The organism is Floridaenema evergladense BLCC-F167, from assembly GCF_041929205.2.
Taxonomy (GTDB): Bacteria; Cyanobacteriota; Cyanobacteriia; order Cyanobacteriales; family Aerosakkonemataceae; genus Floridanema; species Floridanema evergladense.
Genome location: NZ_CM171625.1, coordinates 1,026,567 through 1,044,965 on the forward strand (window position 1 = coordinate 1,026,567; position 18,399 = coordinate 1,044,965).

20 protein-coding genes and 1 tRNA gene are annotated in these 18,399 nt (G+C 39.5%); 12 read left to right on the plus strand and 9 right to left on the minus strand.

Features of this window, described 5'->3' with window-relative positions; translation table 11 throughout:
• Positions 1 to 54: 54 nt before the first annotated feature.
• Complete coding sequence (locus ACE1CA_RS04790) at positions 55 to 486, plus strand: TMEM165/GDT1 family protein (RefSeq protein WP_413275593.1); 432 nt, start codon at positions 55 to 57, stop codon at positions 484 to 486.
• A 112-nt stretch (positions 487 to 598) separates the two neighbouring features.
• Entirely contained in the window at positions 599 to 892 is a 294-nt protein-coding gene (locus tag ACE1CA_RS04795; RefSeq protein ID WP_413275597.1) for a TMEM165/GDT1 family protein, read from the plus strand.
• 81 nt (positions 893 to 973) lie between these two features.
• Here ACE1CA_RS04795 and ACE1CA_RS04800 read toward each other — a convergent pair whose 3' ends face one another.
• On the minus strand, positions 974 to 1,471 hold the full coding sequence (locus tag ACE1CA_RS04800; RefSeq protein WP_413275594.1) for a hypothetical protein: 498 nt from the start codon (positions 1,469 to 1,471) through the stop codon (positions 974 to 976).
• A 171-nt stretch (positions 1,472 to 1,642) separates the two neighbouring features.
• On the opposite strand from ACE1CA_RS04800, the gene ACE1CA_RS04805 reads away from it, so the two are divergent.
• Both ACE1CA_RS04805 and ACE1CA_RS04810 read left to right on the plus strand, forming a co-directional pair.
• Entirely contained in the window at positions 1,643 to 2,200 is a 558-nt protein-coding gene (locus tag ACE1CA_RS04805; RefSeq protein WP_413275595.1) for a DUF2808 domain-containing protein, read from the plus strand.
• Between the two features lie 384 nt (positions 2,201 to 2,584).
• The gene (locus ACE1CA_RS04810; RefSeq protein ID WP_413275596.1) at positions 2,585 to 6,514 is read left to right on the plus strand and encodes a multicopper oxidase domain-containing protein; all 3,930 of its coding nucleotides are present in this window, start codon (positions 2,585 to 2,587) and stop codon (positions 6,512 to 6,514) included.
• Between the two features lie 50 nt (positions 6,515 to 6,564).
• Here the strand turns inward: ACE1CA_RS04810 and ACE1CA_RS04815 are convergent, their stop codons facing one another.
• Entirely contained in the window at positions 6,565 to 7,605 is a 1,041-nt protein-coding gene (locus tag ACE1CA_RS04815; protein WP_413277406.1) for an agmatinase family protein, read from the minus strand.
• 294 nt (positions 7,606 to 7,899) lie between these two features.
• On the opposite strand from ACE1CA_RS04815, the gene ACE1CA_RS04820 reads away from it, so the two are divergent.
• Both ACE1CA_RS04820 and ACE1CA_RS04825 read left to right on the plus strand, forming a co-directional pair.
• Entirely contained in the window at positions 7,900 to 9,099 is a 1,200-nt protein-coding gene (locus ACE1CA_RS04820) for a CapA family protein (RefSeq protein ID WP_413277405.1), read from the plus strand.
• A gap of 32 nt (positions 9,100 to 9,131) precedes the next feature.
• Positions 9,132 to 9,893, plus strand: coding sequence for a Uma2 family endonuclease (locus tag ACE1CA_RS04825; protein WP_486517662.1), 762 nt, complete (start codon positions 9,132 to 9,134; stop codon positions 9,891 to 9,893).
• Here the strand turns inward: ACE1CA_RS04825 and ACE1CA_RS04830 are convergent, their stop codons facing one another.
• Together ACE1CA_RS04830 and ACE1CA_RS04835 are read right to left on the minus strand one after the other, a co-directional pair.
• The gene (locus ACE1CA_RS04830; protein WP_413277403.1) at positions 9,894 to 10,286 is read right to left on the minus strand and encodes a hypothetical protein; all 393 of its coding nucleotides are present in this window, start codon (positions 10,284 to 10,286) and stop codon (positions 9,894 to 9,896) included. It abuts the gene before it with no gap.
• Positions 10,287 to 10,294: 8 nt separating this feature from the next.
• Positions 10,295 to 10,636, minus strand: a complete 342-nt coding sequence (locus ACE1CA_RS04835) for a hypothetical protein (RefSeq protein WP_413277402.1) — start codon at positions 10,634 to 10,636, stop codon at positions 10,295 to 10,297.
• Positions 10,637 to 10,686: 50 nt separating this feature from the next.
• Between ACE1CA_RS04835 and ACE1CA_RS04840 the strand changes: the two genes are divergently transcribed.
• The gene (locus ACE1CA_RS04840; RefSeq protein WP_413277401.1) at positions 10,687 to 11,025 is read left to right on the plus strand and encodes a XisI protein; all 339 of its coding nucleotides are present in this window, start codon (positions 10,687 to 10,689) and stop codon (positions 11,023 to 11,025) included.
• A 248-nt stretch (positions 11,026 to 11,273) separates the two neighbouring features.
• Here the strand turns inward: ACE1CA_RS04840 and ACE1CA_RS04845 are convergent.
• Together ACE1CA_RS04845 and ACE1CA_RS04850 are read right to left on the minus strand one after the other, a co-directional pair.
• Positions 11,274 to 11,345: transfer RNA gene (locus ACE1CA_RS04845), tRNA-Thr, on the minus strand.
• Between the two features lie 61 nt (positions 11,346 to 11,406).
• Positions 11,407 to 11,856, minus strand: a complete 450-nt coding sequence (locus tag ACE1CA_RS04850) for an HNH endonuclease signature motif containing protein (RefSeq protein ID WP_413277400.1) — start codon at positions 11,854 to 11,856, stop codon at positions 11,407 to 11,409.
• A 177-nt stretch (positions 11,857 to 12,033) separates the two neighbouring features.
• Here ACE1CA_RS04850 and ACE1CA_RS04855 point away from each other — a divergent pair, with 177 nt between their 5' ends.
• Complete coding sequence (locus ACE1CA_RS04855) at positions 12,034 to 13,356, plus strand: 3-isopropylmalate dehydratase large subunit (protein WP_413277399.1); 1,323 nt, start codon at positions 12,034 to 12,036, stop codon at positions 13,354 to 13,356.
• Positions 13,357 to 13,411: 55 nt separating this feature from the next.
• On the opposite strand, the gene ACE1CA_RS04860 is transcribed toward ACE1CA_RS04855, so the two are convergent.
• The 3 genes from ACE1CA_RS04860 to ACE1CA_RS04870 form a co-directional block, all read right to left on the minus strand.
• Complete coding sequence (locus ACE1CA_RS04860; RefSeq protein WP_413277398.1) at positions 13,412 to 14,020, minus strand: hypothetical protein; 609 nt, start codon at positions 14,018 to 14,020, stop codon at positions 13,412 to 13,414.
• 178 nt (positions 14,021 to 14,198) lie between these two features.
• Positions 14,199 to 14,636, minus strand: a complete 438-nt coding sequence (cynS, locus tag ACE1CA_RS04865; RefSeq protein ID WP_413277397.1) for a cyanase — start codon at positions 14,634 to 14,636, stop codon at positions 14,199 to 14,201.
• A gap of 73 nt (positions 14,637 to 14,709) precedes the next feature.
• Positions 14,710 to 15,681, minus strand: a complete 972-nt coding sequence (locus tag ACE1CA_RS04870) for a carbohydrate kinase family protein (protein ID WP_413277396.1) — start codon at positions 15,679 to 15,681, stop codon at positions 14,710 to 14,712.
• 109 nt (positions 15,682 to 15,790) lie between these two features.
• On the opposite strand from ACE1CA_RS04870, the gene pedR reads away from it, so the two are divergent.
• The 4 genes from pedR (at position 15,791) to ACE1CA_RS04890 (ending at position 18,307) form a co-directional block, all read left to right on the plus strand.
• On the plus strand, positions 15,791 to 16,060 hold the full coding sequence (pedR, locus tag ACE1CA_RS04875; RefSeq protein WP_413277395.1) for a photosynthetic electron transport-dependent transcriptional regulator PedR: 270 nt from the start codon (positions 15,791 to 15,793) through the stop codon (positions 16,058 to 16,060).
• A gap of 245 nt (positions 16,061 to 16,305) precedes the next feature.
• On the plus strand, positions 16,306 to 16,539 hold the full coding sequence (locus ACE1CA_RS04880) for a photosystem I reaction center subunit IV (protein WP_413277394.1): 234 nt from the start codon (positions 16,306 to 16,308) through the stop codon (positions 16,537 to 16,539).
• A gap of 556 nt (positions 16,540 to 17,095) precedes the next feature.
• Positions 17,096 to 17,467: a photosystem I reaction center subunit IV gene (locus ACE1CA_RS04885; RefSeq protein WP_413277393.1), complete on the plus strand. Its 372-nt coding sequence runs from the start codon at positions 17,096 to 17,098 to the stop codon at positions 17,465 to 17,467.
• A 3-nt stretch (positions 17,468 to 17,470) separates the two neighbouring features.
• Complete coding sequence (locus ACE1CA_RS04890) at positions 17,471 to 18,307, plus strand: DNA-formamidopyrimidine glycosylase (protein WP_486517663.1); 837 nt, start codon at positions 17,471 to 17,473, stop codon at positions 18,305 to 18,307.
• The last annotated feature ends 92 nt before the right edge of the window (positions 18,308 to 18,399 follow it).

Genomic DNA, 18,399 nt, shown 5'->3' on the forward strand with positions numbered 1-18,399 from the left:
CTTGGGGATAAAATGAGAGAAATATGAAAACTACCTAGCACTTTACTATTGCCTGTGAAACTCTCTTCTGCACCGCCAACCTTGTCTGCTCCTGAGTCACTGAATCTGACTAAGGATACACAGTTAACTCTCATGGAGTCAACGCTAGAAACCACTGATTCCCTGAAACTGGCACCAACGCCACAGTCAAGCAAGAATTTAAGCAAAGGAGCATTAGCAGTGTTTTGCTCTACCTTTTTGACTATTTTCTTGTCAGAAATGGGAGACAAAACTCAAGTAGCTACCTTGCTGATGAGTGCGGAATCTCAATCTCCTTGGCTAGTCTTTGCTGGCGCATCTTCAGCGCTAATAGCAACAAGTTTATTGGGAGTTTTACTCGGTAGGTGGTTAGCAACTAAGGTATCCCCGCAAATTTTAAATAAAGCTGCTGGCGTAAGTATGCTGTTAATTACCGTGCAGTTAGTTTGGGAAATTTTTCATTCTTGAAATGGGGACTGGGGACTGGGGACTGGGGACTGGGGACTGGGGATATACTCCCAATCTCAATTCCTAACTCCCAATTTTAAAAATTTAAAATCTAAAATCCAAAATTGCGATGATTGACTGGCATCTTTTAGGACTAAGTTTTATTACGGTGTTTTTGTCAGAGTTAGGAGACAAAAGCCAACTGGCTGCGATCGCTCTGAGTGGAAGTACTAAGTTTCCCCGTGCGGTGTTTTTAGGTACAGCTGGAGCCTTGTTACTCACCAGTTTTTTAGGCGTAATTGCTGGCGAAGGTGCAGCACAGTTGTTACCTGTACAGTGGGTAAAAGCGATCGCTGCGATCGGTTTTGCCATCATGGGAGTACGCTTACTTTGGTTAAATCCTGCCTTGCCTGAAGACGCAGAATGAACTTGATAAAACAAGGGGCAGATCTAACAATCTACCCCTTACCAAATTATCTAATACTCAACAATTAACTTGAGCGTCAAATTACTTTTCTCGGTAAAACAAACTCAGAATCGTGCCACCAACGATTAACTTAACTACTTCCAAAATCCAGTAACTTTCATGCAGCAAACCCATAGTAGTGGGAACAGAATTAACTGGATTAAGAAACTGTAGATTTAACCCCAAAGCACTCATCTGTGGTGTTAAAACATAAGTGAAAATCAGAGCAATAGTTAAAAGTATCATTGCTAAAACAATTGCATTGCGGCTCTGACTTGCTAAAGTATTTCCTGTGCGTTTAATAACCAACACACCCGTCAATACTAAAGCTGCACACAACAATTCAATGCGGTTAAAAAACCAGAAAATTAAATAACCCGCTGTGGCAAAACCACTTTGGGACATCATTCCAGAAGCATACAAACCAGGCATAATTACCAAGTCCAAGACCAGACTAGTACTGAGCCAAAAGGTCAAGGTAAAAATGACTACAGTTTGCCATCCTGGTCGCTTTAACTGAAGACTAGAGATTGAAGACATATAATTCCACCTGCTTTTGCATTACTTTTAGTTTAACTAATTCTTCTTGTTAAAAGTATGAAATATTTTTGCGGTTTGTTGCAGTTATTTTGATTAAAATTAGTTAATAATTACAAAAAAGTTTTAAATCACGGGATAGCAAAATTTCTTTTCAAATCTTAATACAATCTCATGAATACTTCTCGAATTCTTTCAGCAACATTAGCAGCCACAGTAGGTATTTTAACTGGCTGGCAACAGGGAGAGGCAGTACAATTGGCAAATGGTACGGTTTACTTTGTTCAACCTCCCAGTTTATTAGGAGCGACCACCACTTTTAACGATGCTTGTGTATGGTCGGCAACATATTACTTTACTGTTAACTTGCCGGAAAATGCCGGAGAACCTTTGCAACGAGTGGTGATTAATCAACAGGAAGGAGGAGAGGACGTAGATTTTCGCTTGAAAGAAAGTCGTGCTTTTGTAGGAGAGCGACGGAGAAAAGGGGAAAATTTGCCGATTCAAGAAGTGACAACTGATGAAAAAACTCGTTCTATTGCGATCGCTTTTGACCCGCCAATTTCTCCCGGAAAAACTATAACTATTGCTCTTGAACCTGTACGTAATCCTTGTTTTGGTGGAGTTTATCTATTTGGCGTGACAGCTTTTCCACCAGGAGAAAAAGCTCATGGTCAATTTCTTGGTTTTGGAAGATTCCACTTTTATGAGCGCAGAAACTTCTTTTGGTAATCGACTTGATTAGTATATAATTTTACCCTATTGTAGGGGAATCTCAATACTAGAAGCCCGATTTAGTTATCGGGTTTTTATTTTGCAAAAACTGCGATCGAGTATAAATTAAACATCTGATTTTAGGCATTTTAAATTTTCTGAAAACAACTTAATAATTTTCAATTAATTGTTATAAAATACGATAAAACTTTATCAAAAACAGTAAAATTTTTTAATTAAATAATCAAGTATTTTTGCAAGTTGATTTAAGTATTGTTGCCAGTTAGCGATCGACTTACAAATCATGTAAAGATTGATAGTCGATAGTTGCTCAAAACAACTATTTCCTCAATCAAAAGAAAGAAACTACAAATTTAAAATCTAATAAGGAATAGCACAATCATGACAACGACCCAACTCAGAAATGCCTATATTATTGGTCAAGAAAACTTTCAAAATTGGAGCCAAGGATTCAATACAAGTAACTATTTACGGGTATTACCTCACCCCGATGTAAAAGTTGCTTACAAAGACCCTTTTCGAGATTGGCAATTAGATCGACCAGGCAATTACATTTCCAGTTGGGGGCCGCAACAAGAACTAAACGCCACCCTCAGAATGGAAAATATTAATCAAATTCAAATTGATGGGTTTGGTATTCTTAAATCAGGAGATGGTCAAATTCCTTGGCTTACTGATACTAGCAATCAACCGAGAAATACACCTTACGAACAATTAAGAGGTTATAACGGCACAATACCGGGGCCATTTTTAATTACCGAACCAGGAGACACATTAAACTTATGGTTGGAAAATAACTTAGACCAAGTAACGAACCTGCACACTCATGGACTGCACGTAACACCTATGGGACGTGGTGATAACGTGCTTCATTTAGTAGATGCGGGTGAAAGTTGGAATCAAATTATTCCCATTCCCGATAATCATTTTATTGGCCCTGACTGGTATCACCCGCATTTACATGGATTAACAAACGAGCAAGTTTCTTCGGGATTAGCAGGTCAATTATTATTAACAACCCCTTACGATCTGCCGGATATAGATAAATTCAATCCCAAAGAAAGACCGTTGCATTTTATGGTACTTAATACCTTTGGAGTGCAACAGGTAAACAGACAAGGAAGCTTAACCGATCCGTTAAATCAAAACCCAGCAATAGCCCTTCCTGCTGGTACGCCATTGCAAGTTTTGGGAACCGAAAATGGGCAACCAGTTTATGAATTGTCCGATGCAGTTTTCATGGGTTACAATGCTAAACCCATACCTTACGATCCGACAAGACCCACAGGCGGAGCACCGGGAATTTTCTCTTATGGTGGAGGCCCATTAGCTGAACCTACAGAAAACGTAATTCACACAGTTAATGGTCAGTATAATCCCACAATTGAAGTGAAAACAGGTGAAGTTAATCTTTTTGCTTTTACTAACACGAACAGTAATGCTTTTCACATTATTCAACTGTTCAAAGAAGAAGGGGAAAATTTAATTCCTCAAGAAGTAACATTGGTAGCTATTGATGGGGATGCTGTAGGATCGGTAGCTTCTAGAAGTAGAGAGATTACCGAATTGCCAGTTCTTACTCCCGGACAAAGATTAACTATTGAAGAATGGTTTGAAAAACCAGGGAAATATTATTTCCTCTCTAATGGAACTGAAGAAATTATCGGCAATAATACTTCGGCTTTAATTAAAGGAAAAGATGGGTTTGCTGATGGTCACTTAATTTGGGGGCCGCAAGTATTAGCAACTGTGGAAGTGACGGGAAATGAAATACCAAAAGGCCCTCGTCCAGAACCTTATGATATTTTTCTGGAACAGGCTGCAAAAATTGATGAATTAGTTGCGGATACGAAAAATGGAGATTTCGATCGCCAACGTACATTTACTTGGTCAGCCAACCTGGGAAAAGCACTAGCAATAGGTAACGTGCCCGATGACTTGGATGTTACTAGCTTTGAGGGAACATATCGCATCAACGGAGAATTTTTTGCCACCGCATTCGATGAAGGTCAAGTTCCTCTGACGATGCCAATGTTAGGCACAAGTGAAGTTTGGAATATGAAAAATACTTCTGGTCAAAGCGATCCCAGTCTTCCTCCGCAAATAGATATTCCTTTGCTGGAATGGCATCCTTTCCACATTCACCAAAATGACTTTGTAGTTTTAGAAATTAACGGTGTTCCAGTTAGTGACGTGCGAAGTGCTTATTTAGACGGTGTTTTGAGCGATACGATCGGTCTACCACCAACCTACAAACCTAACACGCCTACCCCTGAGAACCCTTACGGCGAACCGATGTATAACGGGGAAACTTCGGAAGTAAAAGTGGTAATGAAATTTGAAGACTTTCCCGGTAGTTATGTCAATCACTGTCACATTTTGTTTCACGAAGACGCAGGGATGATGGCACCTGTGCGGGTAGTTTTAAATACGGACAGCACTTGGTTGGGTGTAGCTGGTCAACAAAATAATGGCAGTGTAGAGTTATATCGGGCAAGTAATTTAAACCAAAAGATTAATTTATTGCCTTTTGGTGCCGGATTTACAGGTGCTATTAATCTAGCAATTGGTGATGTTAATTACAAACGCAAAGATAATCTGAACAAAAATGTTACAGATAACGTCACTGATGTTATTACTATTCAATCTAATTTGAATAGCACAACAAATAAATTCACTGTCAAGGTATTTGATGGTCAGACATTGATCGATCGGCAACAACAAGGCATTATCCAAATTGACGGACTGAACCAAGAATTACTACTAACTCAATTTTCACCTTTCGCCAATCAAACATTTACACCTAATGCTAAAGCATCAGTAGCAGCCGGAGATATTAACGGCGATGGTTTTTCTGACATCATTGTTGGCGTAGGAGGAGTTACTAATCCTTTAATTGAAGTTTATAGCGGTTTGGACAATCACTTAATTACCAGAATTAGTCCATTCCATCATGAAACCGGATTCACTGGCGCAATTAACCTAACTTCTGGTGATATTGACGGAGACAACTTTGATGATGTCATTGTTTCTCAAGGTAGTGGAGGACGAGGATTAGTCGAAGTTTACAGTGGACGTTCCATTGAATTAAAAGGCAGTTTGGATGGAAAAGATACATCACATGACACTGCGTTGTTAACTCAAACTTTTCAACCTTATGGTGAATTCAATGGTGAAGTTAAAGTAACTTCTGGTTATGTTTTACAAAGACCAGATATTCCCAATGGCGGAGCTATCCAAACTTACCACGCCAACCTCACTACAATGGCAGTTGGTAACGTACCACAAGGTCAAGAAACAGTTAAAATTTTCACCTATTTGGGAGGCGCTCATCACAGTCATGCAGCAGAAGATCATTCTCATGGTTCCACTGGCGAAGCGGAAATGAACGAACCAGAAGTTCGTTTAGATGCTCAATTTACTCCCCAAGGTAATGTAACAGGAATGTTAGGAAGTTTCGCAGATATTAATGGTTTATCAAGAGGTGAACCAGTAATATTTACTGTAGATGCTTCTGGCAAAGCGGGATTAATTCGCTTGCAAGAGGGAAATCGTGTAATGTCTGTTGCTGCTGGCGGAAATTTGTTTACTTCCGGCAACGATCTTTACTACGGAGATACGGGAAGTAACACTTTATTTGGTAGTTCTGGTAATGACACAATTTATGGTTTGAGTGGTAGCGATCGAATTTCTGGCAATGAGGGTAATGACTTAATTTCTGGAGGTGAGGATAACGATACATTATATGGTGGCAAAGGTAATGATGTAATTTTTGGTAATCAAGGTCAAGATTTATTATTTGGAAATTTGGGTAATGACACTGTTTACGGTGGCAGAGGAAACGACCAAGTTTATGGCAATCAAGGTCAAGATTTACTGTACGGAAATTTAGGCAATGACACAGTTTACGGCGGCAAAGAAAATGATTTAATTTATGGGAATCAAGGTCAAGATATTCTGTTCGGTGATGATGGTAATGATACGATTTATGGTGGTCAAGAAAATGACACTTTGAATGGAGGAACTGGGGATGATTGGTTAAGTGGTGATTTGGGTAATGATGTGTTGCAAGGTGGGGATGGAAGCGATCGTTTTATCCTTGCTGCAACCAAAGGAAGTGACACCATTGTTGATTTCCAAAATGGTAGCGATGCGATCGTCTTAACAGGTGGTTTAACCTTCGCTCAACTAACAATAACTGAAAGCATCGGTTCAACTTTAATTAGGATTACCAACACTAATGAACTGTTAGCAACTCTCAACGGTATTCCAGTTGCTCAAATAGGAACCGAAGATTTCATTGTCTCATAAAAGTACGTTGTTGCGCTTTAGCGCTAAAGCGCTAAAGCGCAACAACGTACTTAAGTTAAACTCATCAAATTACACAACTTATAAACAGTTCTTGCACCAACATTTCCATCCCATTCATCATCCCCAACTTCCACAACATCAAAACCAATAATTTCTCTACCGCTATGCACAACTTCCCGAAATAAACAAAAAGCTTGTTCTAATTCTAAACCTCCCGGAACCGGAGTTCCCGTATGCGGACAAAGTTTCGGATCTAATCCATCAACATCAAAACTAATGTAAACTTGTTGTGGTAATTCCGCCACAATTTGTTTACACAAATCCAACCAAGTTACCCCAGCATAAAGCTTTTGTTTCAACATCGGATCGTAGTACGCCGAAACTCGTCCTTCCGACTGCTTAATCAGATTAACTTCACCTTCAGAAATATCCCGAATTCCCACCTGAACTAATTTAGAAATTTGCGGAATTTGCAAAGCATTAAACATAATCGAAGCATGGGAAAATTCAAATCCTTCGTAAGCTTCCCGCAAATCAGAATGAGCATCTATATGCAAAATTCCGAAATTAGAATAACACTCAGCTAATGCTTGCATATATCCTAAAGGTACACTATGATCGCCGCCAATCACCGCCACTTTTTTTCCTTGATTAATTGCAGTTTTTGCTTTCTCAAATAGCCATTGGTTAAGAGCTTGAGAACCTTGGTTAATCTCTTGTAGAAGCTGTACCATTTCCAGGTCATTTTCTACAAATTTACCTTGTTCTAAATATTCAATAATTGTGGTAGCTTTCTGTCTTAAATCATCGCTTTTTTGCTGAATATCTGAAGAAATTTCTGCCATAAAAATCCCTTGTTCCCAGCCATCAGGATTATCAAAATCAAAAATATCTAATTGCCGAGAAGCTTCTAAAACTCTTTTTGGCCCTGCGGCTGTTCCAAAACCATAAGAAACAGTAACTTCCCAAGGAACACCAAACACAATAATATTCGCAGATTCGTAATCAAAAGGAAGCCCTAATAAATTGCCGTTATCAATGCCAATTCCGTTAGGATCGAAGTTTTGCAGAATTTCTTCTTTAGTAGCCATCGGGTAATTCCTAAAATTTTCAGGTAGGTTAGCAGAAATTGTCTCGATTAATGTTAATCTAGCGGCACCTATTTATTTAACACAAATTGTTAGTGTTCAGCTTAAGTGTTTTTGATCCCCCTAAATCCCCCTTACTAAGGGGGACTTTGAAGAGAGTTCCCTGCTTAAAAACAGAAACTATGAATCCGGTTCCCCCCTTAGTAAGGTAGGGGGAATCTAACCAAGATCTTTGTAACTAACAACTTGAGTTATTTAGCAAACAAGTGCGCCCCATTTATGATAGCGAGAAAAACTATGAAATTTACTCCTCTATTATTGATATTTTTCCTCTTGGTATTGATTTCTAGCTGTAATCAAAATCAGAGGACAACGGCAGAAATTATCAAACCAACTTCATCGGAATCTTCAGCTGAGTTAAAGCAAGTCAAATCTTATACTAAGGAAGCGAAGCTTGTTGCGGTTGGCGATTTGTTAATGCACATGAGTTTAACTCGTTCTGGTTACATTCCCCAACAGAAAACTTATAATTTTGATGGTTTTTTTACTGAAGTTAAACCGATTATTTCTCAGGCTGATTGGGCGATCGCAAATGTAGAAACCACATTAGCTGGCGCAGAAATGGGTTACTCAGGCTATCCGTTATTTAATGCTCCAGCACAATTAGTAGATGCAGCAAAAAAAGCCGGATTTAATGTTTTAACAACTGCAAATAATCACTCATTAGACAAAGGGGAAAAAGGATTAATTAACACTATTAATAATATCCGATCGCGTGGAGTTGCGTCAACAGGCACAGCCAGAACAGCTAAAGAAGCAGCACAGATTTTAATGGTCAAGAAAAATGATATTAACATGGCAATTTTAGCTTATACTTATGGCACAAATGGCATCCCTATTCCCAAAGGTAAAGGTTATTTAGTATCACTAATCGATGAAGGCAAAATTATTAGCGATATTGCTAGAGCCAGAAAACAGGGAGCAGAAATAGTGACAGTTGCCTTACATTTTGGCAATGAATATCAACGCCAACCTGATGCAAAACAGAAACAATTAGTACAAAATTTAATTAAAGCAGGTGCAGATATCATTCTTGGTAATCATCCCCACGTTGTTCAACCTTACCAAATTTTTAGAGTTAAGGATAAAGATGGGAAATTAAAAACTAGAACTGCGATTTATTCCCTGGGTAATTTTATTGCGAATCAAAATGGAAAATACCGAAATTTGGGGGTGATATTTTCTGTGAAAGTTCGCAAGATTTATCCGCAGAAAACTGTAGAAATTGCACAAGTGGAAGCTTTGCCAACTGCGATCGACAAATACACCCTAAACAACAAACTCAACTTTCGCGTTTTACCCCTCAGCGCCACCTTGTCTCGCAAAGAAGTTCCCTTTTTATCACCTCAAGAACGCTTGGTTTTAAAAGATCAACTGTTTGAAATGAAGAGTCATGTTAAATCAATGGGAGAATATAAAACAATTACAGTAAAATAGAACCAACCCGCCAAATTCGCCAATCAGCAATTATGGTAAAACAACTACCATCCGACACCACACCCGCCATTATCTACCCCGAAAGTGACGGACAACCAATGGCAGATAATACCAAACAATTTCGCTGGATTGTCACAATTAAGGAAAATTTAGAATTGTTATTTGCCGAAGATGCTAATGTCTTTGTTGCTGGAGATTTGCTTTGGTATCCGGTTGAAGGAGATAACAAAACTCGCCAAGCTCCTGATACAATGGTTGTGTTTGGTAGACCAAAAGGAGACAGAGGTTCTTACAAACAATGGGAAGAAGATAATATTGCGCCGCAGGTAGTTTTTGAGATTTTGTCTCCGGGAAATCGTCTCAAAGCAATGGCTCATAAATTGAAGTTTTACGAACGATATGGACTAGAGGAATACTATGTTTATGAACCTGATGATGTAGAGTTAATTGGGTGGGTGCGATTCCCGCAGGGATCGCTACGCGAATCGCAAAATCAACTAGAATTAATTGACGAAATGAATGGTTGGATTAGTCCTCGTTTAGGAGTAAGATTTGAGGTGACAGCTAATAATTTGGAAATTTTTGCGCCTTCAGGAGAGAGGTTTTTAACATTTGTAGAATTGGGACAATTGAAGGAACAAGAAAAGCAACGTGCAGAACAGGAAAAACAACGTGCAGAACAGGAAAAACAGCGTGCTGATGAAGCAGAGAGACAGTTGGAAGAGGAAAGATTGAAATATCAAGCTTTGCAGGATTTGTTGCGAGAGAGGGGGATTAATTTAGAGGAGTTGTGATTAGTTAATATATTCGATAATTAATAAACGCAGATAATTGAGGGTTTCTACATAGCGTTTGATTTGGGGATAATCAGATTCATGGGAAAAATACCAATTGGTAAAATAGGGAACATCAAAGATTTTTAATCCTTGTAAATTCTCTGCTATTTGTTGAGGGTTTTCTAAAGTATCATTGGCGATCGCTTGCGCGGCGTATCCTCGAATATCATCGGTAAAAATTTCGATGACACCTAAGATACTAAACTCTTGTGAATCTTCCCATAATGCTATTTTATGCCTCTCTTCTTTGGTGTGCTGATAATCAGTTAGCAGTTGTTTGGATATGCGATCGATATATTCTTTAGCAGCTTTGGCATTGTCGGATTTATTTTTTAGGTATGAGTTTTGCATGGTATTACTCAATTTTCTCCGTATGATATGATTTTTCCATCTCTTTCTATGAGAAATTCAATGCCTTTATTCCATCTTAATGCACCATTAGGTAAGAGTTTCTTTCGCGCACCTTTTTTATTAAAGTTACTGGCTTTTCTCAAGTATTTTAAATAATCACCTGTAAAACCATGTCTATCAGCATGATCTACAATACTATTGGCTAAAGTGGGATAGGTTGCTTTATCCCATTTTTCCATGAGACTTTTGATTTCTGCTGTCTCTGAATCTGTGTATCCCTCAAACAGTCTTTGTTCGTATGGATCTGTTTTTTCAGGTTGATTGATATCATCTTGGTTATTAGGGTTCATTCAAAGATAATCGGTAGCTATATTAAGCATATATTAATTAGGAGAGTACAATGGGTAGATTAAAGCATTATCGGCAAATAATTCAAGAAGTTTTAACTGAATATCATCAACTCAATGAAAAATCTGGTTCTCCAACTGAAAGTGTTTTAGCTTTTGATGAGGTACACGATCAGTACCTTTTGCTGTTGATGGGGTGGCACAAAGATGAACGGATTAAGAGTGTGATGATTCATATCCGGTTAAAAAATAACAAAATTTGGATTGAGGAAGATTGGACAGAAGATGGAGTGGCGACAGATTTGTTGCAGAAAGGGATCGGAAGAGAGGAGATTGTTTTAGCTTTTCATCCACCTCATGTCAGACAATATACTGAATTTGCGATCGCGTAGCGACTCCATTTTTCAAACTACTAAGCAGGGGAATAGGCGATCGCATTTTTTGTGGTTGGGGGGAGTGCGATCACATAAGAAGAAATTTTATAATTTCTTGAAAATTTGAAGCGATCGTCGCCAGAATTATTTGAGGAGGATAATGAAAATTCTGAAACTTCGCCTGCTGAGGTAAAAGAATCAAATCATGGAATGGCAAAGTTATGGGTAAAGTCACAACAAGTGTGATTATTCAGAAGTATTAAAAAAGCTGGTGACGGGATTTGAACCTGCGACCGGCTGATTACAAATCAGCTGCTCTACCACTGAGCTACACCAGCAAGCATTCACACAATACGTAAGTATAACACAATTTTTCCAGAGAAACAAGGATGTTTTGCATCAAATTGAATTTTCTCGCGGAAGTGAGGACAGAACAGGAGTTTCACGCCGCCAATTTCTACCTTTTCCTTTATTGCGTGCTTTGTATGTAGGTGTTAGAGAATGACAGTTAGGACATAAAAGGCGAAGATTGTCTGGTGAGTTGTTTTGCCAATCTCCATCGATATGATCCACTTCTACGGGAATTTTACCTGTATGGGGATTCACCTGACACCAACCACACACAGAACACTTCTCGCCGTATTTTTCAATTAAAAACCGTCTTACTCGTTTAGATATATTGCCGTATTTGATACTTACGCCGCTTTTTTGTCCCGCGAGCCAGGATTCTATATAAAGTTTATACTCAAACTCATGTTGGCATTTGTTACTACAATATTTTTCAACTGCTCTTTTTGTCTGCTTTCCACAGTTTAAGCACTCAATTCTCGGTTTTTTCGGCATTGGCATCAGTTTACACCCCAAGGTTAATCAGCTAATTGAGATCGATCGCCCCATCCTGATAAAATCCCATATTGCATCAATTCCTAAATCTGCCGAAAATAAAACCCAATACAGCAGAAGCAGTAGATAGCATAGTTAATAAGAGAAAAGCGCAAGTAGCAGCACTTTGCAGGAGAACATACTATGGGGATGACCCTAACTGAGAAAATTTTGGCACGCGCCGCCCGTCGATCGGTAGTAGAACCAGGGGAAAATATCTGGGTTGACGTAGATGTATTGATGACTCATGATGTTTGTGGGCCGGGAACGATCGGAGTTTTCAAGCGAGAATTTGGCGACGATGCCAAAGTTTGGGACAAAGAGAAAATTGTCTTAATTCCCGATCATTATATTTTTACCGCAGATGAACGCGCTAACCGCAACGTTGATATTTTGCGGGACTTTGCCAAGGAACAGGAGATTAAATACTTTTACGACATTACCGATCGCTCTAACTTCAAAGCTAACCCCGATTATAAAGGAGTTTGCCACGTCGCCCTCGCCCAAGAAGGGCACACCCGTCCCGGTGAAGTGCTCTTTGGTACAGACTCTCACACCTGTAATGCTGGCGCTTTTGGACAATTTGCCACAGGTATTGGCAACACCGATGCGGCTTTCATTATGGGAACTGGTAAACTTTTGATTAAAGTTCCAGCTACTATGAGATTTGTCTTAGATGGAGAATTACCGCCTTACTTGTTGGCGAAAGACCTAATTTTACAAATTATTGGTGATATTTCTGTTGCTGGTGCCAATTATCGCACAATGGAATTTGCTGGCAGCACCATTGCGGCAATGTCAATGGAAGAAAGAATGACTTTGTGCAATATGGCGATCGAAGCAGGTGGCAAAAATGGTACAGTTGCCGCAGATGAAACTACTTTTGCTTATTTGCGCGATCGCACCAACAAACCCTTTGAAGCAGTTTACACCGACACCGACGCAAAATTCTACAGCCAACATCACTACGATGTCACCAAATTAGAACCCGTCGTCGCCAAACCTCACTCCCCCGACAACCGCGCCTTAGCAAGAGAATGTAGCGATGTGAAAATTAACCGAGTTTATATCGGTTCTTGCACAGGTGGAAAGACTTCTGATTTTATCAATGCTGCCCAAATTATCAAAGGTCACAAAGTCAAAGTTCCCACCTATTTAGTACCAGCAACCCAGAAAGTTTACGAAGATTTGTTCACCCAAAAATATGACGGACAAACACTTTCCGAAATCTTCTTAGAAGCGGGTTGTATTGAACCAGCTGCACCTTCTTGTGCTGCTTGTTTAGGTGGACCTAAAGACACCTTCGGACGCTTAAATGAACCGGAAATTTGCGTTTCTACAACTAATCGTAACTTCCCCGGTCGCATGGGTAACAAAGAAGCACAAATTTACCTAGCTTCTCCCTACACCGCAGCAGCTTCCGCCCTCACAGGATATGTTACCGATCCTCGTGAATTTTTGAGTTAACTACTTTAAGTTGTAGGGTGCGTTAGTGCTAACGTAACGCACCATGCCACTAAATTTAATCCAAATTTAGTTGACATAACTGGAAAAGATAGTGAACTAAACCTAAAACTTCATCGAGATGAGCTATTCCATAAAGCAATGTTTCATAAGCAGTATTTTCGGGAGTTAGTTTGTAAAATCTCCATCCATCACCATTAGTAACAATGCCAAACACATCTATTTCTTTACCTATTTTGCGATTTTGAAATTGGCAACCTTGCATTTCTACCAAACATTGAGCTAAACCTTGTTCAAAATCATCTTTTTTAGCTTCAACTATACAGAGAAATGGTGCTTCTAAATATCGCTTGCGTTCGGCAATCAAATAATCTACATTCCCGGATGTTACATCTGTTTCTAAAGCAGCACCTTTCCAAATTTTGAGTTTTTCGCATCCTTCTAAAGCTTCTTCACAAATAGCATCGATTAATAGTTTTTTAGATTCTTCATATCCTTCTAAATCAAACCTTTGTAATCTCTCTAATCTTTTTTGAAAAAACTCACTTGGCAAAATTGGTTGAGCTTCGATTTTCCAAGGGATTAAGTCAGTGAGATTGAGTTGTTTGAAAGCTTGTTTTTTGTTGAAACTGGCAAAATTCTTTTTTTTCTTTTTGTCCTCTGCCATAAGTTTAATAAATTACCTTTGGCGGGTCTTTTATAGATTAATAAAATGGGTGAGATTACTGAGATCTTGCACCAAGAGGCAGAGCCTCAATTCTTCGTTCCCAGGTTGAACCTGGGAACGAGGATCTGGGAAGTGGAACCTCCGGGAGTGCAATATCTCAGATTACCCACCCTTTAATTTACCACTTTTTATAAGGTAAGAATTTACCATTCATAATTACTTTTACTCTGTCGCCTTTGGGATCTTCTTCTTTTTCCACATCTAAGGTAAAGTCGATCGCACTCATAATTCCATCGCCAAACTTTTCGTGAATAATCTCTTTTATTGGCATTCCATAAACTTGCATAATTTCATAAAAGCGATATATTAAAGGATCGGTGGGAACTACAGGGCCTAAACCTTTAACAGGAGGTTCGGTTAATTCTTGAACATAAATACCGCCTAGTTCTAAAGCATCAATTAGTTTTTTTGCTTCTTCTTCGGAAGCACTTGCTTGACGATAAATAACCGCAGCTATCCAAACTTCATCTCTTCCTAAAATCTTTTCTAAATCAGCAAAACTGATGCCTTTGTCTTTTTTGGCAGCTAAAAGTTCTTGGGTAATTTCTGGAATCATTAACAACACTCCTCAATATTAAAGATTTTTTTGAACCGCAAAGACGCGAAGGACACGAAGGAAAGAGAAGAAACTAATGTAAACGCAGGAATTCTTCTACTTCTTCTGGTGTGGGTTGAGCCGCGATCGCACCAGCTTTCATGGTCGTCATTGCACCAACCGCACTAGCGTAGATTACCATATTTTTCGCTGTTTCTGTATCACTTAAAGCTTCTGTTCCCTGTTGACATAATTGATGAATAAATCCAGCAACGAAGCTATCGCCTGCGCCAGTGGTATCTACAACCTTGACGGAAAAAGCAGGGACTTTGCCGGAATTATTTGCTAAATAATAACTACAACCAGCTTCGCCAGCAGTGATTAAAATGCCTTGTAAATGTGGTAGTCTTTGGGCGATCGCACTAGGCTCAGTACTATTAAACAACCATTGAGCTTCTTCGTCGGAAAGCTTCAGAAAATCAGCTTGCTGTAAAAACTTTAAAATTACACCTGGGGCGAGGTCTGAGTTAGGCCAAAACACAGGTCGCCAGTTTACATCTACGAATACTTTAACATGATTTTGCTTTGCCAGTTGGATGGCTCTTTCGATCGCTTCCCGACTTCTGGGATAAGCTAATTCTAAAGTTCCCGAAACCAAAAAACTAACTCCCTGAAATAGAGTTTCTGGTAACTGAGAAACATTTAACCGAGTATCAGCAAAATCACCCGTGTCTAAATCACCAAAACCTGCAAATTCCCGATCGCCAGAGAGCGATCGTAACACATAAACTTGTCTCGTCGGTGCTTTGGGATGACGTTGAATTCCCCTTACATCCACACCAATTTCTTGAAACAACACAACTAAAGAATTTCCCGGTTCATCTTCACCCACACAACCAATAAAACCCGCAGTCGTCCCCAACTTTACTAAAGCACAAGCCACATTTGCAGGCGCACCTCCAGGGTAAGCAGTCCAAGACTCCACCTCTGGCAAAGATTTTCCCGGTTGATCTGCCAAACAATCAAACAGCACCTCACCAATACATAAAACCTGAAGATCTCTCATAACCCTATTTTCCCCAAACTTCTGATAATCAATAGCCAAGGCAAAAAAAGCGAATCGTAGAGTATTCTAAAATTGTCATAGGTAGATTTACAGGGTATAGGAATCCATTATGACTAGTCCGGTATCTGGAACTGATGCGTCTCTCTCCGATAGAGAATTACAAATCATAGAGTTAGTAGCCGATGGCTTAACTAATGAGAAAATAGCCGAAAAGCTGCAAATCAGCAAGCGCACGGTTGATAATCACATTAGCAACATCCTCGAAAAGACCAAAACAGAAAACCGGGTAGCACTGGTACGCTGGGCTTTACAGTGGGGTAAAGTTTGTCTTGATGAAGTCAACTGCTGTATTTTGCCACCACCAGGGGAAACAATTTGAGCTTTTATCGTTGAAGCATCAGGGGCTTTCGGGGACAAGGAGACAAGGGGACAAGGGGACAAGGGGAATTTTTGCTTTTCTTTCTGCCTGTTCCCTGTTCTCTTCGCCTTCTTTCGATCGCTCTCGACCAGACAGATAATTAATAAAACTTAAAGTTAATTAGCTTACGGGAAGTACCTCTAGAGTAGTACTCTGAAAAACAATTAAGCAATCATTTGCACGATCTCGTAAGGGAAAACACAAATATGGCGATTCAACGTGGATCTAAGGTACGAGTTCTCCGTAGCGACTCCTACTGGTTTCAAGACATTGGAACCGTTGCTTCCATTGACCAAAGCGGAATCAAATATCCAGTGATCGTTCGCTTTGAGAAAGTTAACTATACTGGCTATAGTGGCAGTCCTGGTGGTGTTAACACCAATAACTTTGCTCTGAGCGAACTAGAGGAAGTTGAATCACCAGTAGCAAAAGCCAAATAGCTAATTTCATAATTGACCCGGAGAGCATCCCAAAAGTAAATTGCCCTCAGACTGGAAGTCTGGAGCTATATAAGCTAAGTTCGCCTGTGCGGACTAATACATTTAGCCTGCCTCCGCAGGCTAAGTTTTGTGTAGCAGTGATTTCTAATCGCCTGGTATTTTTGCAAAATTGGGATGCTCCCTAATTGACCCGTTTTTAGTTAGTCAGTTTGGCTTGAGACACCTAACTACCTGAATTAAAAACTAATGAATAGCGTCTATCCGAATTGACTCTAGAATTAGGTATGAGAGGGCAGAATGTGTTAGTAGCCAATGCACTTCTCCCCTCTTTACTTTCATCTATGCCCTAATTAAGCAATCAAAAGCACTTCCTGTCTGATGACAAGGACTAAGGTAGTAGTTTTATAGCAGCCCTAAAAGTATTTAAATACTAAGAATTAATCCTAATTAAAAGATCTATCTTCAGTAAGAAACTTAGCTCTATCTTTAGATACTATTGTTAGGAAATACTCAGCCAGTAAGTTTGAATATACACTGTGTTAGAGGAAAATTTTTCATGGCTATTAAACGTGGCACTAGAGTGAGAGTATTAAGAAATGAATCTTACTGGTTCCAAGATGTTGGCACGGTTGCTACTGTGGATCAAAGTGGGATAAAATATCCTGTGATTGTTCGCTTCGAGAAAGTAAACTATGCAGGTGTGAATACTAACAATTTTGCTGAAAGCGAATTGGTGGAGGTTCCCGCTTCAGAAATAGAATCGAGAAAAGACATGAAATCGGGGGGTTACTCAACTCCGATCGATGAAAGTCAACGTAAAACCAGCGTTGCTATTCCTACTGGTGGTAAGCGTACTGCTGAACAAGAATCAGGAAGTGGCGATCCTCTAGTAGAAGGCGGCGGAACTCAAGGAACAGAAAAGCGTTAAATTGTGCCAGAACTGCCTGAAGTTGAAACAGTACGAAGGGGTCTAAATGAATTGACCCAAAATCAGCAAATCGAGGGGGGAGATGTGTTATTGGCGAGGACGATCGCTCATCCCTCCTCAATTAATGATTTCATAGCCGGATTAAAGGGCAGCAAAATAATTCAATGGCAGAGAAAAGGCAAATATTTATTAGCAGAGTTAAGTCCGGGATTTGGTTGGTTAGGTGTTCATCTGCGAATGACTGGGCAATTATTATGGTTGCACCAAGATGAACCTTTACAAAAACACACCAGAGTTAGGCTGTTTTTTGCCCAAAATCAAGAATTACGTTTTGTAGATCAGCGGACTTTCGGGAAAATGTGGTGGATACCAGCCAGCGAAACTCCAGAAAGCGTAATTTCCGGCGTAAAAAAACTTGGCCCCGATCCATTTTCCTCAGAATTTACTGTAGAGTATTTAGCAGAAAAGCTGAAGAATAGACGGCGATCGATTAAAACTGCCTTATTAGATCAAGAGTTAATTGCTGGGATTGGAAATATCTACGCCGATGAAGCTTTGTTTCTCAGTAAAATTAGCCCTACAACTTTGTGTACAGCTTTAAGTAAAGAGCAAATTTCTCGATTGCGCGATGCCATAATCCAAGTTTTGCAAACCAGTATAGAGGCTGGGGGGACAACTTTTAGTAATTTCCTCAATGTCCAGGGGATAAACGGAAATTATGGTGGGGTAGCTTGGGTTTATAACCGAAATGGTGAACCATGTAAAATTTGTGGCAGTGTTTTGGGAAGAATAAAATTAGCGGGACGATCGGCTCATTTTTGCCCCCAATGTCAAAGTTAAAGTGGTAGTGGGTAGTTGGTAGTTGGTAAAAGTTTTGATCTTGCACTAGGACTCTCTCGTACTTATGGTAAAAAGTAAATCTGATGAATCAA